At 40.8% G+C, this 15,829-nt stretch carries 7 protein-coding genes; 5 read left to right on the top strand and 2 right to left on the bottom strand.

Going from position 1 to position 15,829, the window contains the following annotated elements:
* Positions 1–16: 16 nt before the first annotated feature.
* The gene (locus BSHG_RS13455) at positions 17–1,366 is read right to left on the bottom strand and encodes an alpha-L-fucosidase (protein ID WP_005785086.1); all 1,350 of its coding nucleotides are present in this window, start codon (positions 1,364–1,366) and stop codon (positions 17–19) included.
* A 443-nt stretch (positions 1,367–1,809) separates the two neighbouring features.
* On the opposite strand from BSHG_RS13455, the gene BSHG_RS13460 reads away from it, so the two are divergent.
* On the top strand, positions 1,810–3,255 hold the full coding sequence (locus BSHG_RS13460) for an MFS transporter (protein WP_005785084.1): 1,446 nt from the start codon (positions 1,810–1,812) through the stop codon (positions 3,253–3,255).
* A gap of 166 nt (positions 3,256–3,421) precedes the next feature.
* Here the strand turns inward: BSHG_RS13460 and BSHG_RS13465 are convergent, their stop codons facing one another.
* On the bottom strand, positions 3,422–7,507 hold the full coding sequence (locus BSHG_RS13465) for a two-component regulator propeller domain-containing protein (RefSeq protein ID WP_008658701.1): 4,086 nt from the start codon (positions 7,505–7,507) through the stop codon (positions 3,422–3,424).
* A 185-nt stretch (positions 7,508–7,692) separates the two neighbouring features.
* On the opposite strand from BSHG_RS13465, the gene BSHG_RS13470 reads away from it, so the two are divergent.
* The 4 genes from BSHG_RS13470 to BSHG_RS13485 all read left to right on the top strand — a co-directional run bounded on the left by BSHG_RS13470 (position 7,693) and on the right by BSHG_RS13485 (position 15,828).
* Complete coding sequence (locus BSHG_RS13470; RefSeq protein ID WP_005801316.1) at positions 7,693–10,878, top strand: SusC/RagA family TonB-linked outer membrane protein; 3,186 nt, start codon at positions 7,693–7,695, stop codon at positions 10,876–10,878.
* A 12-nt stretch (positions 10,879–10,890) separates the two neighbouring features.
* Positions 10,891–12,873 carry a RagB/SusD family nutrient uptake outer membrane protein gene (locus BSHG_RS13475; RefSeq protein WP_008658698.1) on the top strand — a complete coding sequence of 661 codons (1,983 nt, stop codon included), beginning with the start codon at positions 10,891–10,893 and terminating at the stop codon, positions 12,871–12,873.
* A 118-nt stretch (positions 12,874–12,991) separates the two neighbouring features.
* Entirely contained in the window at positions 12,992–14,443 is a 1,452-nt protein-coding gene (locus tag BSHG_RS13480; protein WP_005785076.1) for a sulfatase, read from the top strand.
* Positions 14,444–14,445: 2 nt separating this feature from the next.
* Positions 14,446–15,828, top strand: coding sequence for an alpha-L-fucosidase (locus tag BSHG_RS13485; RefSeq protein ID WP_008658696.1), 1,383 nt, complete (start codon positions 14,446–14,448; stop codon positions 15,826–15,828).
* Position 15,829 lies beyond the last annotated feature (1 nt).

The raw sequence follows: 15,829 nt of genomic DNA, 5'->3' as shown, positions 1-15,829 counted from the left end.
GAATTTATTTTTTTATTTAGTTACTTTCAATCACTTGTCCCACTCCGCGATAAAGCTTGATAGGGCCGTCCAGCAATACGGCAATCACAGTGATCTGCTCATCCTGTACACGTTCGGGTATATCAATATAGAGGTTTCCGGGCACCTCGCTCCAGTAGTTCTTATTATAAACCTTATATGGCAGCATAGCTCCATTCCCCACTACCCATACACGATTTACCTTATTGACAAGACCTTTCACTTCGATCGGGCCATTAGGCTTATAGGGTAAATAGAGGTAAAGGATGTCACCCGCTTTATTCAGTGTGGTATATCCCTGAAAATGTTCGCACGGGATGCCGGCACGTGTTTCGTAGATAGCTTCTTTATGCTTCTTAGTCCAACGGCCGAATTCTTTCAGAACAGCAATCTGTTCGGCAGGAATAGTTCCATCTTCCTTCGGACCAATATCCAATAGCAGATTCCCTCCCATACTGAGACAATCGACAAAAGTACGCAACAGCATAAACGGAGTCTTATAATTAGTGTCGGCATGCTGATACCCCCATGAATCGTTCATGGTCATACAAAGCTCCCAATACTTGTCGGCAGGACGTACTACAGGAACTCCCTGCTCGGGTGTAGCATAATCGCCATACCCCTGAATACGGGAGTTTACTATAACATTCGGGTTAGTAGAACGCAACAGGTTGATGATGCCCTTCGAATCCCAAGCCTCAGCAGTTTGTTCCCAGTCTCCGTCAAACCAGTAAAGATCAGGTTTCCAAGTTTTGTTTAACTCGGAAAGCTGTCCAAAATTAAACTTAACAAACTTAGCCCAACGATCCGGATCGTTTTTGTAACGTACTTCCGTACGGGTTTTGTTGGGATAGTCCGGATGTGACCAGTCAAGCAGCGAATAGTAGAACCCGAGCTTCAGCCCTTGTTTACGTACTTCCTTCACAAAAGGAGCAATCAGGTCACGCCCGGCAGGAGTACTTTTCACAGTACTGAGGTCACCCGCCTTCGTATCCCAAAGAGCTACGCCATCATGATGCTTGGTGGTAATGACCGTATAACGTGCACCACTTTCTTTAATCAGTTTCACCCACTCCTGAGGATTATAGGCCGATGCCGTAAAGCCTTTTTCCTGAGCCATATACTCTTCATAAGGAAGATAGTTATTGAAGAATGACCAGCTCTCTGATACTCCGTTCACGGCATAGATTCCCCAATGGATAAAGATTCCTAACTTGGCCTGGGCAAACCATTCCATTCTTTTCTCTTTCTGAGCAGCAGTTTCTTCAGTAGAAGCAGTTTGGGCTTTCAGCCCGAATCCTAGGAGAAACAAGGCAATAAGGGTAATGATCAATCGGTTGTTTTTCATTTTATCTCAATTATATTTTGTCTCAATTAAGGCAAAGATAAAATATCTATCTTAAAATACAAAATAAAAGGAAGAACATAAAAGCAAGCCGATTCTTCCGGCCTCACCCACCAACCGAGACACATACGGAGTCAGCACTCCAAACAAATCACTAATAATTTACAATTACAATCTTACAAAGAATATATCCCCTGCACATATATTCAGATTCATCCGAAGAAAAAGAGCTATAACAGCCACCTCCTCCCAATTATAGAACAAACATAGTCGTGTGCGAAAACGATAATTATTGTGTTCGATAACGAAATTATTATTCCTTTTAGTGTATTTATCATAAAAAGATCCCTTGAAGCATCAAATTAAATAGCAGTTATTATTGGATAAAATCAAATAATGTGTATTTTTGGTCCGAAATTAAACCTGAAAATTTTAAATCAAATAGTATGAGTACACTCCAAAATGCAATGGGGAAAATGACAAACTACAGATGGACGATTTGCGCCATGTTATTTTTCGCAACAACTATAAACTACCTTGATCGCCAAGTACTATCGCTGACCTGGGACGAATTTATCAAACCCGAATTTCATTGGAACGAGTCACATTATGGCATCATTACTGCTGTCTTTTCTATTGTATATGCCATTTGTATGCTGTTTGCTGGCCGGTTTATCGACTGGATGGGAACAAAGAAAGGTTACCTTTGGTCCATCGGTATATGGTCGGCCGGTGCCTGCCTTCACGCTTTCTGTGGAATTATAACCGAAGAATATGTAGGAATGCATAGCGCAGCCGAACTAATCGCTGCTACCGGTGATGTAGTAGTGGTACTTGCCACCATAAGCATGTATTGTTTTTTAGTCGCACGCTGTATTTTAGCACTCGGTGAAGCCGGCAATTTTCCGGCTGCCATTAAAGTTACCGCCGAATATTTCCCGAAAAAAGACCGGGCTTACGCTACTTCCATTTTTAATGCCGGAGCTTCTATCGGTGCCCTGATTGCCCCTCTCAGCATTCCATTACTGGCTAAAGCCTGGGGATGGGAAATGGCATTCGTCATCATCGGTGCTCTTGGCTTCGTGTGGATGGGATTTTGGGTATTCATGTACACAGCTCCCTCTAAAAACAAATTTGTAAACTCAGCCGAACTCGAATATATCGAGCAAGACAAACATGAAACCTACACAGCAACTGTAAAAGAGAACGAGGAAAAGAAAAGTATGACTTTCCGGCAATGTTTCACCTACAGACAAACCTGGGCATTTGCATTCGGTAAGTTTATGACGGATGGAGTGTGGTGGTTCTTCCTTTTTTGGGCACCTTCTTACCTGAATACCCAGTTCGACATCAAAACCTCCGAAGGATTGGGAAGAGCATTGATCTTTACACTTTACGCTATAACAATGTTATCGATCTATGGAGGGAAACTCCCTACGATCATCATTCATAAAACCGGGCTAAACCCGTATGCCGCACGTATGAGAGCTATGCTGATCTTTGCATTCTTTCCTCTGTTGGTATTACTTGCCCAGCCATTAGGAACCATCTCTCCCTGGTTTCCGGTTATTATGATCGGTATCGGGGGAGCTGCCCACCAATCATGGTCGGCTAATATTTTTTCTACCGTAGGCGATATGTTTCCTAAAAGCGCCATTGCCAGCATCACCGGTATTGGCGGTATGGCAGGAGGAGTAGGTTCTATGATTCTCCAGTATTCAGCCGGCGAGCTGTTTGTACATGCCGACAAAACTCAAATGGTATTTATGGGCTTTATCGGGAAACCGGCTGGTTATTTCGTTATCTTTTGTATCTGCTCGGTAGCCTACCTGATTGGATGGATCGTTATGAAGGCATTAGTTCCTAAATATAAACCCATTATCCTGAATTAAAAACCAACTTAAAAGAAGGATTAACTTTTAGGAATGAAGTCGAAAGTCTTTCTCAACACAGATCAACAGATTACAGTAACCTACAATGTGCAGATTATCAATCCGGCCGATCTTCTCATAGTGTAATCTGTTAATCTGTGATGAGCTTTCTTTCCTTCAAATTTATTCATTTATTCTCCATATATTTTGAAGGGGGCACACCAAATTGTTCCGTAAAGTGCTTCCTTAATGTCCGGGCATCACTGAATCCTACTTTTTCGGAAATCTCCTGAATGGAGTAACGATTCTCCATAATCAACGAAGCAGCCTTACTCACCCGCACACTCCGGATCATATCGACCACAGATAACTCACTGCGTTGCTTTACCTTCCGGTATAAAGTAGGTTGGCTCATGTGAAGTTGTTCGGCCAACATCTTAACGTTGAAGTTCTCATTAGACAGATTCTTCTCAACCACGTGAATGAGTTTTTGTATAAATTCGTCATCTGCCTCTTCATCTTCAACCGATTCTCGTTTCAACATCAATGCTTTGGTATAAATGCGTTTCAGACGTTCGCGCTGAAGAATCAGGTTCTCTACCTTTGCTTTCAATACTTCCGGATTGAAAGGCTTCATCATATAGTCATCCGCCCCACTATAAGATCCTTGCAATACATCTGCATCTTCTGCCTTGGCCGTCAACATCAGGATAGGAATATGAGCGGTCTCTTGCCGTTCACGTATCTCCCGGCAACAGGCAAACCCATCTTTAACCGGCATCATTACATCCGAGATAATCAGATCGGGTATCTCATTGGTAGCAATCCGGACCCCTTCCTCACCATCAGCCGCTTCAAGTACCGTGTATTTTGTCACAAACAAAGAGCGAATATACTGACGGACATCTACATTATCTTCAACAATCAGCAATGTTTTCTTTGTGACCGGAACTCCTTCTTCCGATTTTTCCTGTACAGATAGAGGTTGAAACTGCGGTTCCGTTTCATGCCCGCGATAATCTACTATTTCATATAAATCACCAGTAAAGTGAGATTTACCTTCCGGTATCAATAATACGAATGTAGAACCTTTTCCCGGCTCACTATCAAGAATGACCTGTCCATGATGCAGATCCATCGTATTTTTCACAATCCGCAGTCCAATGCCTACTTTAGTAGAGAAAGCCGGTGAATTATCACCCGTAATGAAAGAGTCAAAAATGCGCTTCTGAAACTCATCCGGTATTCCCTCACCCGTATCCGATACTGTTATCTGGCAAAAAGGCTTTCCATCCTGTTCCATACGGGTAAGAGTGAGCAATACCTCTCCATTGGGAGAAGTGTATTTAAAAGCATTAGATAGTAGATTTCCGACCGACGAAGTTATTTTCTCCGTATCTATCCATAGGAAAACAGGATCTTCCGGAAGTCTTACCTGAAATGTACATCCTTTTATCCCTGCCATTTGGCGAAAAGACTCTGCTACTTCTCTCACTAGCTCCACAATATCCGCTTCTGACAAACGCAGTTTCACCATCCCGGCCTCTATTTTTTGTACATAGAGCAACTGATCGACCAGTGTATGTAGCGAGGAGCTGTTTTTATACATGGTATATAGCTTGCTATACAGTGGATCGGATGCCTTTATGTGTTCCAATAATTCCTGTAATGGGGCAAGAATCAAGGTTAGCGGCGTACGTAGTTCATGTGCCGCACTTGTAAAAAAGTTCTCACGCTCCATCCGGATTTGTCGCTCTTTCTCACGCTCTAAGTTTACTGACAGAAGTTCATGTTCCATGCGCATTTCACGTTCCATACGCATCTGACGATGTTTGACAAGACGAATCAAATAAGCCACACCACCGGCCAATAACAGTAAAATAAATAATCGGAAAGGCAATGTACGACTCCAATGCGGTAGAATATGTATTTGGAGTGATGTAACCTTTCCATCTTTCCCGTCAGGATAAATATTCTTCACTTCAAATGTATAATCCCCTTCGGGTAAGTTCATATAAGTAGCCTTCTCTCCATCATTAGAAACCAACCAATGCGTCTGATATGGTAATAAGCGGTAATTGTACTTCTGTTGTTCCTCTGCATAAGAAAGATTATTAAAAGATAAAACAAAGTCACGATTTTCATTATTCAAAGTAATCGAACTAGTATATGAAATGCCTTCTGCCAATACAGTCTGCCCATTTATTTTATCCCCAATCCCTACAGGACGACCATCTACCTCAAGTCCAGTAATAAGAACCTGATCTTCATCCAAATGACCACCCACGTCATCCGGATCAAAATAAGTGAGCGATTTATTATTGCCAAAAAATAGTGTATTATCAGCAAGTAATGCCGAACGATTGCTTCCACTTATATAATAATTATAAAAAAGGTGCTGATGCCTACTGTAACGAGAGACTCCCGAATTACTTCCCAACCAAATATGTCCTCGGTTATCTTCGACCAGACATCCTATAAAATTACTACATAATCCATTTCTAGTTGTATAATACTCACGTATTGCATCCTTTTTAGGTGAAAGAATAGCGAAACCATCCATATAACCTACATATACATTACCATCAGAAGATACTAACAAAGAACGAACCGAATTATTTTTGATATTCGCTTTCTTCTCATAGCCTGTCTCTAAAGACATCTCTCCTCTAGAATCAATTTTCAATTTGCAAACTCCTGCATTACTTGTACCTAACCATATAGTTCCGTCCTTCGTGCCGGCAATAGCTCGTATACAAATAGGAGTAGGGTCCTTAAACAAAATCTCAATAGGGATTTTTTTGCAAAATCCAGAATCTATATTCAATTTCCAAACTCCATCATTAGTACCTACCCATAAATTTCGATTAGTATCCCAATATAATGCCCAAATTGACACAGTATTCACTTTACCTCTATCTTGTAAAAAATGTAATCGAAATTGTTTTGTTGCCTCATTATATGAAGTTAATGTTCCATCCCTATTTCCAAACCAAAGTGAACCTCTATTATCATTAATGGCACAAAGAACTGTATTTTTACTTTGAATATCCGGAGTACCAACCCTAGTAAAATTCATTCGTCTTCCTGGTTCAAAAGGTTGCTCACTTTTCATAATCCCTTGATGAAACGTAGCCATCCAAACATATTTTCTATTATCCATGACTATACCACAAATTTCATTATGCCTCTCTTGATGAAATTGGTTATAAAATTGTGACCGTAGATCAGAATAAATCACTCCTCCCCCATTAGTACCTATCCAAACAATCCCACTGGGGTCGTAATACGCTGAAATCATTCTTGTTTCTAAGTTGCGGTGAAGTTGTGAAGCTGTATTATAGTATATTTCTGTCATCATTCTTTTCGGATCATTCTTATCCTGAAATAATAAAGTATACCCACTCCAAGTCACTGCAAGATAACGATTATTATTAATTGGAATAACTTGAAAAACATCTGTATGGGATAGACTGTTTTCTTTATTATTTTCCTTATAAGTAATTCTGTCTATATACCCAGAAGAAACGTAATAACGCAGAATACCGTGTCCAATAGTAGAAACCCATACCACTCCTTTATCATATAATACCGAAGTTGCATCCCAAGTTTTATTTTTCCACAAAGATATCTTTTTAGATTTCTCCGAAGATTCAGGCTGAAACAATAGCAAATTTCCTTGCTGTGTAACCAAACATAACATTTCATGATTATCAGTATAACACATTGCACAGAAATTATCACCAGAATCAATCAAATCTTTATACTGTTTCTCACATTTCAATTTAATCTGAACAACCTCTCCTTTCTCATTTTTAACTTCTTCCTGTGTATATAGATATAATTTATTCCCTGACAGTCCCCAAAAAGAGTTATTATCTATAGGTAATAAGTGAGAGACATGTACAGAACTATAATCCGTTGCATGGACGATCGGTATAAATTTCTCCAGCGACCGAGCAAAACAATATAAAGTATTTCCAGCGATAACTCCCAAATATCGATCTGACATCTCTACAATTTCGGAAACATACATATACGCTGGTGAAGAAGAGAAGTTTTTTATTAATTTACCATCATAACGGCTCAAGCCATTATTAGTACCAAACCACATAAAGCCATCCCGATCTTTGTAGATAGATGTAATAGTATTATCCGCCAGCCCATCCTGCATGGTTAACAGACGAATATCTCTATCAAAAAAAGCATAACCAGAAACGACCGGACAATTACATATAAACAAAACCAATAAAAAGAGATTTAGCTTCTTCATATTAATAATCAATTTATTGCAAAAGAACGAAATAAAGCCTAAACATACAAAAGAGATTCAAAAAAAACATGGTATTGAATTAAACGTGTATGCTGAATGATATAGACATGCCCCTACGTAATCTCTCAATCCCTGTACATTTGCCATGTAATTAAACCTTATGTATAACTTTAAATAAGAAACGAATGAAAAAAATTTCAATCTTATTCATGTTGTTGCTTGGCATTACTACATTATATGCACAGCAATTGAACATTACGGGTACTGTGATTGACAAAAAGCTCAATGAGCCAATCATCGGTGCCACAGTCCAAGTAAAAGGGACGAACAATGGATCCATCACGGACATGGAAGGTAAGTTTTCTCTAAAAAACGTTAGCAAAGGAGGTATACTGACTGTTTCCTACATAGGTTACACCACTCAGTCAATTCCTCTCAATGGTACACAAACATCCTTCAGGATTGAGTTAAGTGAAGATTCAAAAACTCTTGATGAAGTAGTGGTAGTAGGCTTCGGTACTCAGAAAAAAGTAAATCTGACCGGAGCGGTTACAAGTGTAGATACCAAAGCACTAGCATCACGTCCGGTATCACAAGTCGGTCAAGCCCTGCAAGGTGTAGTTCCAGGCTTAAATCTATCGACTCCTGATTTAGGGGGACAGTTGGGACAAACAATGAACGTAAACATCCGCGGAACAGGAACCATTGGTAAAGGATCAAGTGCCTCACCACTTATACTGATTGATGGAATGGAAGGCAATATGAATAATCTGAATCCAGAAGATATTGAAAATATCTCTGTCTTGAAAGATGCTGCTTCTTCTTCCATCTATGGTTCACGTGCTGCATTCGGTGTTATCTTAATCACTACAAAGAAAGGAAAAGCGGGCAAAATGCAAGTGAACTATAACAATAGTTTCCGCTATTCCGGACCAACCAGCCTTCCTAATCAACTTGATTCCTATCGTTTTGCCAATTATTTCAATGATGCAGCCATTAATCAAGGAGGAAGTGTGATCTTTGATGAAGAGACCATTGACCGTATCCAAAAGTATATGGCAGGCGAGATTACAACCACCACCATAGCTAACGGTACCAACTGGCATTTCCACGAAAAAGCAAATGATAACGTAAACTGGTGGAAAAAACATTTTCAATGGGCCTGGTCAAACGAACATAATATCAGTTTAAATGGAGGAACAGAGAAGTTACAATACTATGTTTCAGGGAGCTACTTAAACCAAGATGGTAATCTTCGTTATGGAAATGATAATTATAAACGTTACAACGCAACAGCAAAAGTCAATACCCAAATCAACAAATATGTAGATTTCAACATTAATACCAAATTTGTTCGTTTTGATCTTGACAATCCAGTATATCTTGAGGAAGGTGGACTTCTTTATCATGACATTGCACGTATGTGGCCTATGATGCCTTTTAAAGATCCGAACGGTTATTATATGAGAAATGGAAAACTCAATCAATTGACTGACGGTGGACGTGCCAAAACACATAATGACAATATTTATCTTCAGGGACAATTAGTTATTCATCCGCTAAAAGGATGGAATATCTATGCAGAAGCAGGTATGAGAGTCATCAACCAAAATAAGCAAACCAACCTTAATCCAATCTATGAGCACGACGTAAACGGTAATCCATTAGCATTGGCTTTCAGCGGAAGTTACTCACCAGGATCTTCATTTGCACGTTCAGCATACCACAATAGTAACTTTTATACGACAAGTGTGTACACCGATTACACATTACAAATAAAAGATCATTATTTCAAAGCTTTAGTCGGAATGAATACCGAAGAATATGTATATCGCGAACTTGCCGCACAACGTCCTGACGTGATTAGTAGTCTCATTCCAGAAATTAGTGCAGCAACGGGAGAAGATAAAATCAATAGTTCAAAATACAATGATTGGTCTACAGCCGGGTTCTTCGGACGTCTCAACTACAGTTACAAAGACCGCTACATGGCTGAAGTAAATGTTCGTTACGATGGATCATCCCGCTTTTTAAAAGATCAACGTTGGAATGTATTTCCTTCTTTCTCTTTGGGATGGAACTTAGCACGTGAATCATTCTTTGAACCAATTAACAACATTATTAATACACTAAAACCCCGCGTATCATGGGGTATGCTCGGTAACCAGAACACAGACTCTTACTATCCGTTCTATTTAACACAAAGTGTAACAGCCAATGGTGGCAATTGGCTAATGGACGGCAGTAGACCAACAACAGCCGGAGTTCCTGGAATGGTCAGCAGTACACTCACATGGGAAAAAATCTATAATACCAATTTAGGCATCGACCTTGGTATGTTCAACAATCGTCTGAACATGACTTTTGAATACTTCATACGTAGAACGAAAGACATGGTAGGCCCTGCAGCCGAAGTCGGTGCAATATTAGGAACTGCTCTGCCAAATACCAATAATGCTGAGTTGAAAAATAAAGGATGGGAACTACAGGCCAATTGGAGAGATAATATTGGAAAAGTTAACTATAATATAGGATTTAACCTTTCTGACAACCGCGCCAAAGTAATTTCATATCCAAACGCTTCTAAAGCCCTATGGGATTCTAATGGAAATACTCTTTATTACAACGGAATGACTATCGGGGAAATTTGGGGGTATGAAACTGAAGGTATTGCCCAAACAGACGCACAGATGACCGAATGGCTGGCTAGCAATGATCAGAGTAAAATAGGTTCAGTTTGGGGTGCAGGTGATATCATGTATCGAGACCTTAATGGTGATGGTATAGTAGACAAAGGAAACAGTACTGCCACAGACCATGGTGATTTAAAGAAAATCGGAAATAGCACTCCACGCCTTCGTTTCGGTTTAAGCTTAGGAGCTGACTGGAAGGGTTTCGATATTCAAATGTTTTTCCAAGGAGTCATGAAACGTGATTTATGGTTGAGCGGACCAATGTTCTGGGGAGCAGATGGAGGAGAATGGCAATCAGTAGGTTTTGACGAACATCTTGATTATTTCCGTCCTGAAAATACAACTTCTATATTCGGAGCAAATTTGAACTCCTACTATCCCAAAGCCTACTTAGGAGACAAAGGAAACAAAAACAAGCAAACTCAAACGCGTTATCTGCAAAATGGTGCTTACATGCGTATGAAAAATCTGCAAATAGGATATACATTCCCCAAAGCTTGGATGAATAAAGCAAAAATTGAAAAGCTCCGCATTTATGTCAGTGGAGAGAATTTATTCACAATCAGTGGTATTGCCGATATGTTCGATCCAGAAGCAACAGCCGGTAACGGATTTAGCAACGGAAAGACTTATCCGCTGTCAAAGACTATTTCATTTGGATTAAATATTACTCTTTAAAAAGCAAGAACAATGAAAAAGAATCTATTATATATTTTTAGTTTAGCAAGTGTTTTATGCTCTTGCAATGACTTTCTCGACAAAGAGCCACTAGATGCCGTACCTACCGACAAATATCTTTTGGCAGAAAGCGATTTAGCAGCCTATTCGGCTAATCTATATGATCAACTTCCATCCCACACTCCAGGCCAATACAGTATGGGAGTATTTGCAACAGACAATAATAGTGACAACCAAGCAGCAAGTAATCCAAACGGTTCATTTGTAAAGGGAGAAACACGTGTGGCTCAAAGTGGAGGTGCTTGGGATTTTGGGAAAATCCGGAATGTCAATTATTTCATCAATAAGGTACGTCCCCGACTGGAAGCCGGCGAACTTAGTGGAGTAGAAGCTAACAATATGCACTATCTGGGAGAGATGTATTTCTTTCGCGCTTATATTTACTTTACTAAATTAGTTGCACTCGGTGATTTCCCTATCTTAAAACATTGGATTTCGGAAGATTATGAAACAGTTAGAGAGGCAAGTAAACGGCGCCCACGCAATGAAGTAGCACGTTTCATCATACAAGATTTAGATTCTGCTTACTATTATATGAAAGCAACCCCACCAATGAGCAATCGCCTAACCAAAGACTGTGCTGCCCTCATGAAAAGTCGTGTGGCATTATTTGAAGGTACTTGGGAAAAATACCACAAAGGGACCGCACGTGTACCAGGAGGTCCGGGATGGCCAGGAGCAAACAAAGATTATTTAAAGGACTTCACTATCAATATTGATTCTGAAATTAAATACTTCCTGACAGAAGCTAAAACTGCCGCTCAAATAGTAGCTGATAAATACACTTTATTTAACGATTATCCGTCGTTATTCAACAGCCAATCATTAGCTAACGCTTCGGAAGTGTTATTGTGGAGAGCCTACGACGCCAGTTTAACTCCGGCAGTCAACCATTTTGTTGTCGGTTACATCCAACGCAATGGAGGTGGGAATACCGGATGGACTCGTAGTATGATGCAAAGTTATTTGATGGAAAATGGCTTGCCAATATACGCAAACAATTCTGGTTATCAAGGAGATAAAACTTATGAAGCAGTTGCAACCAATCGTGATCCACGACTGATTTATAATACTTTATTACCTGGAGATCTCTTATCTGAAGGAGGAAGTAACATTGAATATCTAGTCAAAGGATATGGTTATTATTATCGTGCACCAATTGTACTTGGACAGGACGAAAACAAATGTCCCACCGGCTATTCAGTAAAAAAGGGATTAGCAACAGATGCCGCACAAGGACCTACACTCCCATCAACTACAGCCTGTGTCATATTCCGTGCAGCAGAGGCATACTTGAATTATATGGAAGCTGATTATGAACTGAATAACTCGCTTGATGCCAACAGTTCCAAATACTGGAAAGCTTTACGAAATCGAGCAGGAATGGATACCGATTTTCAAAAAACAATAGACGCTACAGATCTGAGTAAAGAGATCGATTTTGCCCGCTATTCAGGTTCTGAATTTGTTTCAACCACTTTGTATAATATTCGTCGGGAACGTCGCATCGAATTTGCGGCCGAAGGATTACGCCTAAATGATCTGAAACGCTGGCGTGCACTAGACATGATGCAAGGTTATCACGTAGAAGGATTCGATTTATGGAGTGAAAATTATCAACGTTACAAAACTCCTAGCCCAATACCAGTTGCAGACGTCACTCTCTCTGTCATTAATCTGATTGAATCAGGTAACAATAATGCTAATGTATCAGCTAAATCAGAAAGTCAGTACTTACGTCCTTACCGGATCAATACAAACAACATTGCATACAATGGCTATAATTGGAACCAAAATAAATATTTAAATCCAATTGCTTTTGACCACTTCCGTCTGACGACAGCAGAAGAAGGATCAACCGACTATACAACCTCTACGATTTATCAAAATCCAGGATGGAAGATAGAAACGAGTAGTCTCCCTGAAGGAGATTAGTTTTCAGTAGATTAAATATCTTACTCAAGACAAGATCTCCTCCCCCAAAAAAGGAGGAGATCTTATTATTTTCAATAAAAATTGTATTCTACCCAAAAAAGAGTAACTTTACAGCATTATGAAAAATATCATCCCTCAAGCACTGCTTACCATGCCTATTTTGAGCACTGGACTACAAGCACAAGAAAAGCAACCGACTCCCAATCTAGTCTTCATCATGGCCGACCAATATCGTGGAGATGCCATCGGTTGCATCGGTAAAGAACCTGTAAAGACTCCCCACCTGGACAAGCTTGCCTCCGAAGGAATTAACTTCACCAATGCTATCAGTAGTTATCCGGTATCATCGCCGGCAAGAGGAATGCTAATGACCGGTATGTATCCCATTGGCAGTAAAGTAACCGGGAACTGTAACTCCGAAACCGCTCCTTACGGAGTGGAACTTTCCCAAAACGCCCGCTGTTGGAGCGATGTGCTTAAAGATCAGGGATACAATATGGGATACATCGGAAAGTGGCATCTGGATGCACCCTACAAGCCCTATGTAGACACTTACAATAATCGCGGGAAAGTGGCATGGAACGAATGGTGTCCCCCCGAACGTCGCCACGGTTTCGACCATTGGATAGCTTATGGAACATATGATTACCATTTGAAACCGATGTACTGGAATACCACTGCTCCACGAGACAGCTTCTATTATGTCAACCAATGGGGTCCGGAATACGAGGCAAGCAAAGCTATCGAATACATCAACGGACAGAAAGACCAAAAACAACCGTTTGCATTGGTGGTATCGATGAATCCTCCACACACGGGATATGAATTGGTGCCGGACCGATATAAAGAGATATACAAAGATCTGGATGTAGAGGCGCTTTGCAAAGGACGTCCCGATATCCCGGCCAAAGGTACGGAAATGGGAGACTACTTCCGAAATAACATCCGGAACTATTATGCCTGCATCACCGGTGTAGACGAAAATGTAGGGCGAATCATCGAGGCCCTTAAACAAAATAATTTATTTGATAATACGATCGTGGTCTTTACCTCTGACCATGGAATCTGTATGGGTGCTCACGAAAATGCCGGAAAAGATATCTTCTATGAAGAGTCTATGCGTATCCCCATGATTCTATCTTGGCCGGATCAAATAAAACCACGTAAAAGCGACCCGTTGATGATTGCTTTTGCCGACCTATACCCTACACTCCTGTCAATGATGGGATTCAGTAAAGAAATCCCGGAAACAGTACAGACATTCGACCTGTCCAATGAAGTACTGACCGGAAAAAACAAAAAAGATCTTGTACAACCATACTATTTCGTAAAATTCGATAACCATGCAACAGGTTATCGCGGACTCCGTACCGACCGATATACATATGCCGTACACGCAACAGACGGAAAGATCGATAATGTCATTCTTTTCGATCGTACCAATGATCCCCATGAAATGAATAACATTGCCAGCCAACAATTGAAACTTACCCATACATTTAACCGGCAACTGAAAACATGGCTTGAAAAGACCAATGACCCATTTGCCCAATATATAAAACTTAAATAATCATGAACAGAATCAACACCATCCTACTCTTACTTTTTTGCTCAGTCTATTGCTTGGCGCAACAGGCTACTATCCCCGTTCCCAAGCCCTTTCAGTTGAAATGGCATCAAGCGGAAATGGGAGCCGTATTCCATTATGATCTGCATGTGTTCGACGGAGTACGCTACGGACAAGGCAACAACCGCATCAATCCGATAGAAGATTACAACATATTCAACCCTACGGAACTAAACACAGACCAGTGGGTGCTGGCAGCCAAAGCAGCCGGATGTAAGTTTGCCGTACTGACTGCCACTCATGAAACCGGTTTCGGTCTCTGGCAGAGTGACGTAAATCCTTATTGCCTCAAAGCCGTAAAATGGAGAGACGGCAAAGGGGATATCGTCCGTGACTTTGTCAACTCTTGCCGCAAATACGGCTTACAACCGGGTATCTACATCGGTATCCGGTGGAATTCTCTTTTGGGCATACATAACTTTAAGGCAGAAGGAGAAGGAGAATTTGCTCACAACCGGCAAGCATGGTACAAACGACTGTGTGAAAAGATGGTGACCGAACTTTGTACCCGTTATGGAGATCTATACATGATTTGGTTTGACGGCGGCGCCGATGATCCTCGTGGAGACGGACCGGACGTAGAGCCTATTGTGAATAAATATCAGCCTAATTGCCTGTTCTATCATAATATAGATCGTGCAGATTTCCGTTGGGGTGGTTCCGAGACCGGTACCGTAGGTTATCCCTGCTGGTCCACCTTCCCCGCTCCCTGTTCACATCACAAACGGATAGAAAGCAATGTCGATCAAATCGAACTGTTGAAGCATGGCGACAAAGATGGAAAATACTGGGTACCGGCCATGGCAGATACTCCTTTACGTGGAGCCAACGGACGTCACGAATGGTTCTGGGAACCGGATGACGAAAACAACATCTATCCATTGAACGAACTAATGGATAAATATGAAAAATCAGTAGGACGGAACGCTACCCTGATTTTAGGCCTGACACCCGACCCGAACGGATTAATACCTACAGGAGACGAACAACGCCTGAAAGAATTCGGGACAGAAATCAATCGTCGCTTCTCTTCTCCATTAGCCCAGATATCGGGACAGAAAAAAAGTTTGACCTTGAAACTGGACAAAAAGCAACCGGTAAACTACTGCATCATTCAAGAAAACATACAGAACGGAGAACGTATCCGCCAATATAAAGTAGAAGCCAAGGTAAATGGAAAGTGGCAAACAGTTTGTTCCGGAGAATCTGTCGGACACAAACGCATCGAAAAATTCGATCCGGTAGAAGCTACGGCATTACGGCTAACCGTACTGCAATCCACTGCATTACCCGATATTATCAATTTCAGTGCTTTTTCTGTCAACTAAT

Origin of the sequence: Bacteroides sp. 3_2_5 (assembly GCF_000159855.2) — a bacterium.
Lineage (GTDB): Bacteria > Bacteroidota > Bacteroidia > Bacteroidales > Bacteroidaceae > Bacteroides > Bacteroides fragilis.
This window is presented reverse-complemented; position numbering and strand designations above follow the sequence as displayed.

Bases quoted from the DNA above. Each gene is read 5' to 3' on its own strand.
- BSHG_RS13455 (WP_005785086.1), bottom strand. From the start codon at position 1,366: ATGAAAAACAACCGATTGATCATTACCCTTATTGCCTTGTTTCTCCTA.
- BSHG_RS13480 (WP_005785076.1), top strand. From the start codon at position 12,992: ATGAAAAATATCATCCCTCAAGCACTGCTTACCATGCCTATTTTGAGC.
- BSHG_RS13460 (WP_005785084.1), top strand. From the start codon at position 1,810: ATGAGTACACTCCAAAATGCAATGGGGAAAATGACAAACTACAGATGG.
- BSHG_RS13465 (WP_008658701.1), bottom strand. From the start codon at position 7,507: ATGAAGAAGCTAAATCTCTTTTTATTGGTTTTGTTTATATGTAATTGT.
- BSHG_RS13485 (WP_008658696.1), top strand. From the start codon at position 14,446: ATGAACAGAATCAACACCATCCTACTCTTACTTTTTTGCTCAGTCTAT.
- BSHG_RS13470 (WP_005801316.1), top strand. From the start codon at position 7,693: ATGAAAAAAATTTCAATCTTATTCATGTTGTTGCTTGGCATTACTACA.
- BSHG_RS13475 (WP_008658698.1), top strand. From the start codon at position 10,891: ATGAAAAAGAATCTATTATATATTTTTAGTTTAGCAAGTGTTTTATGC.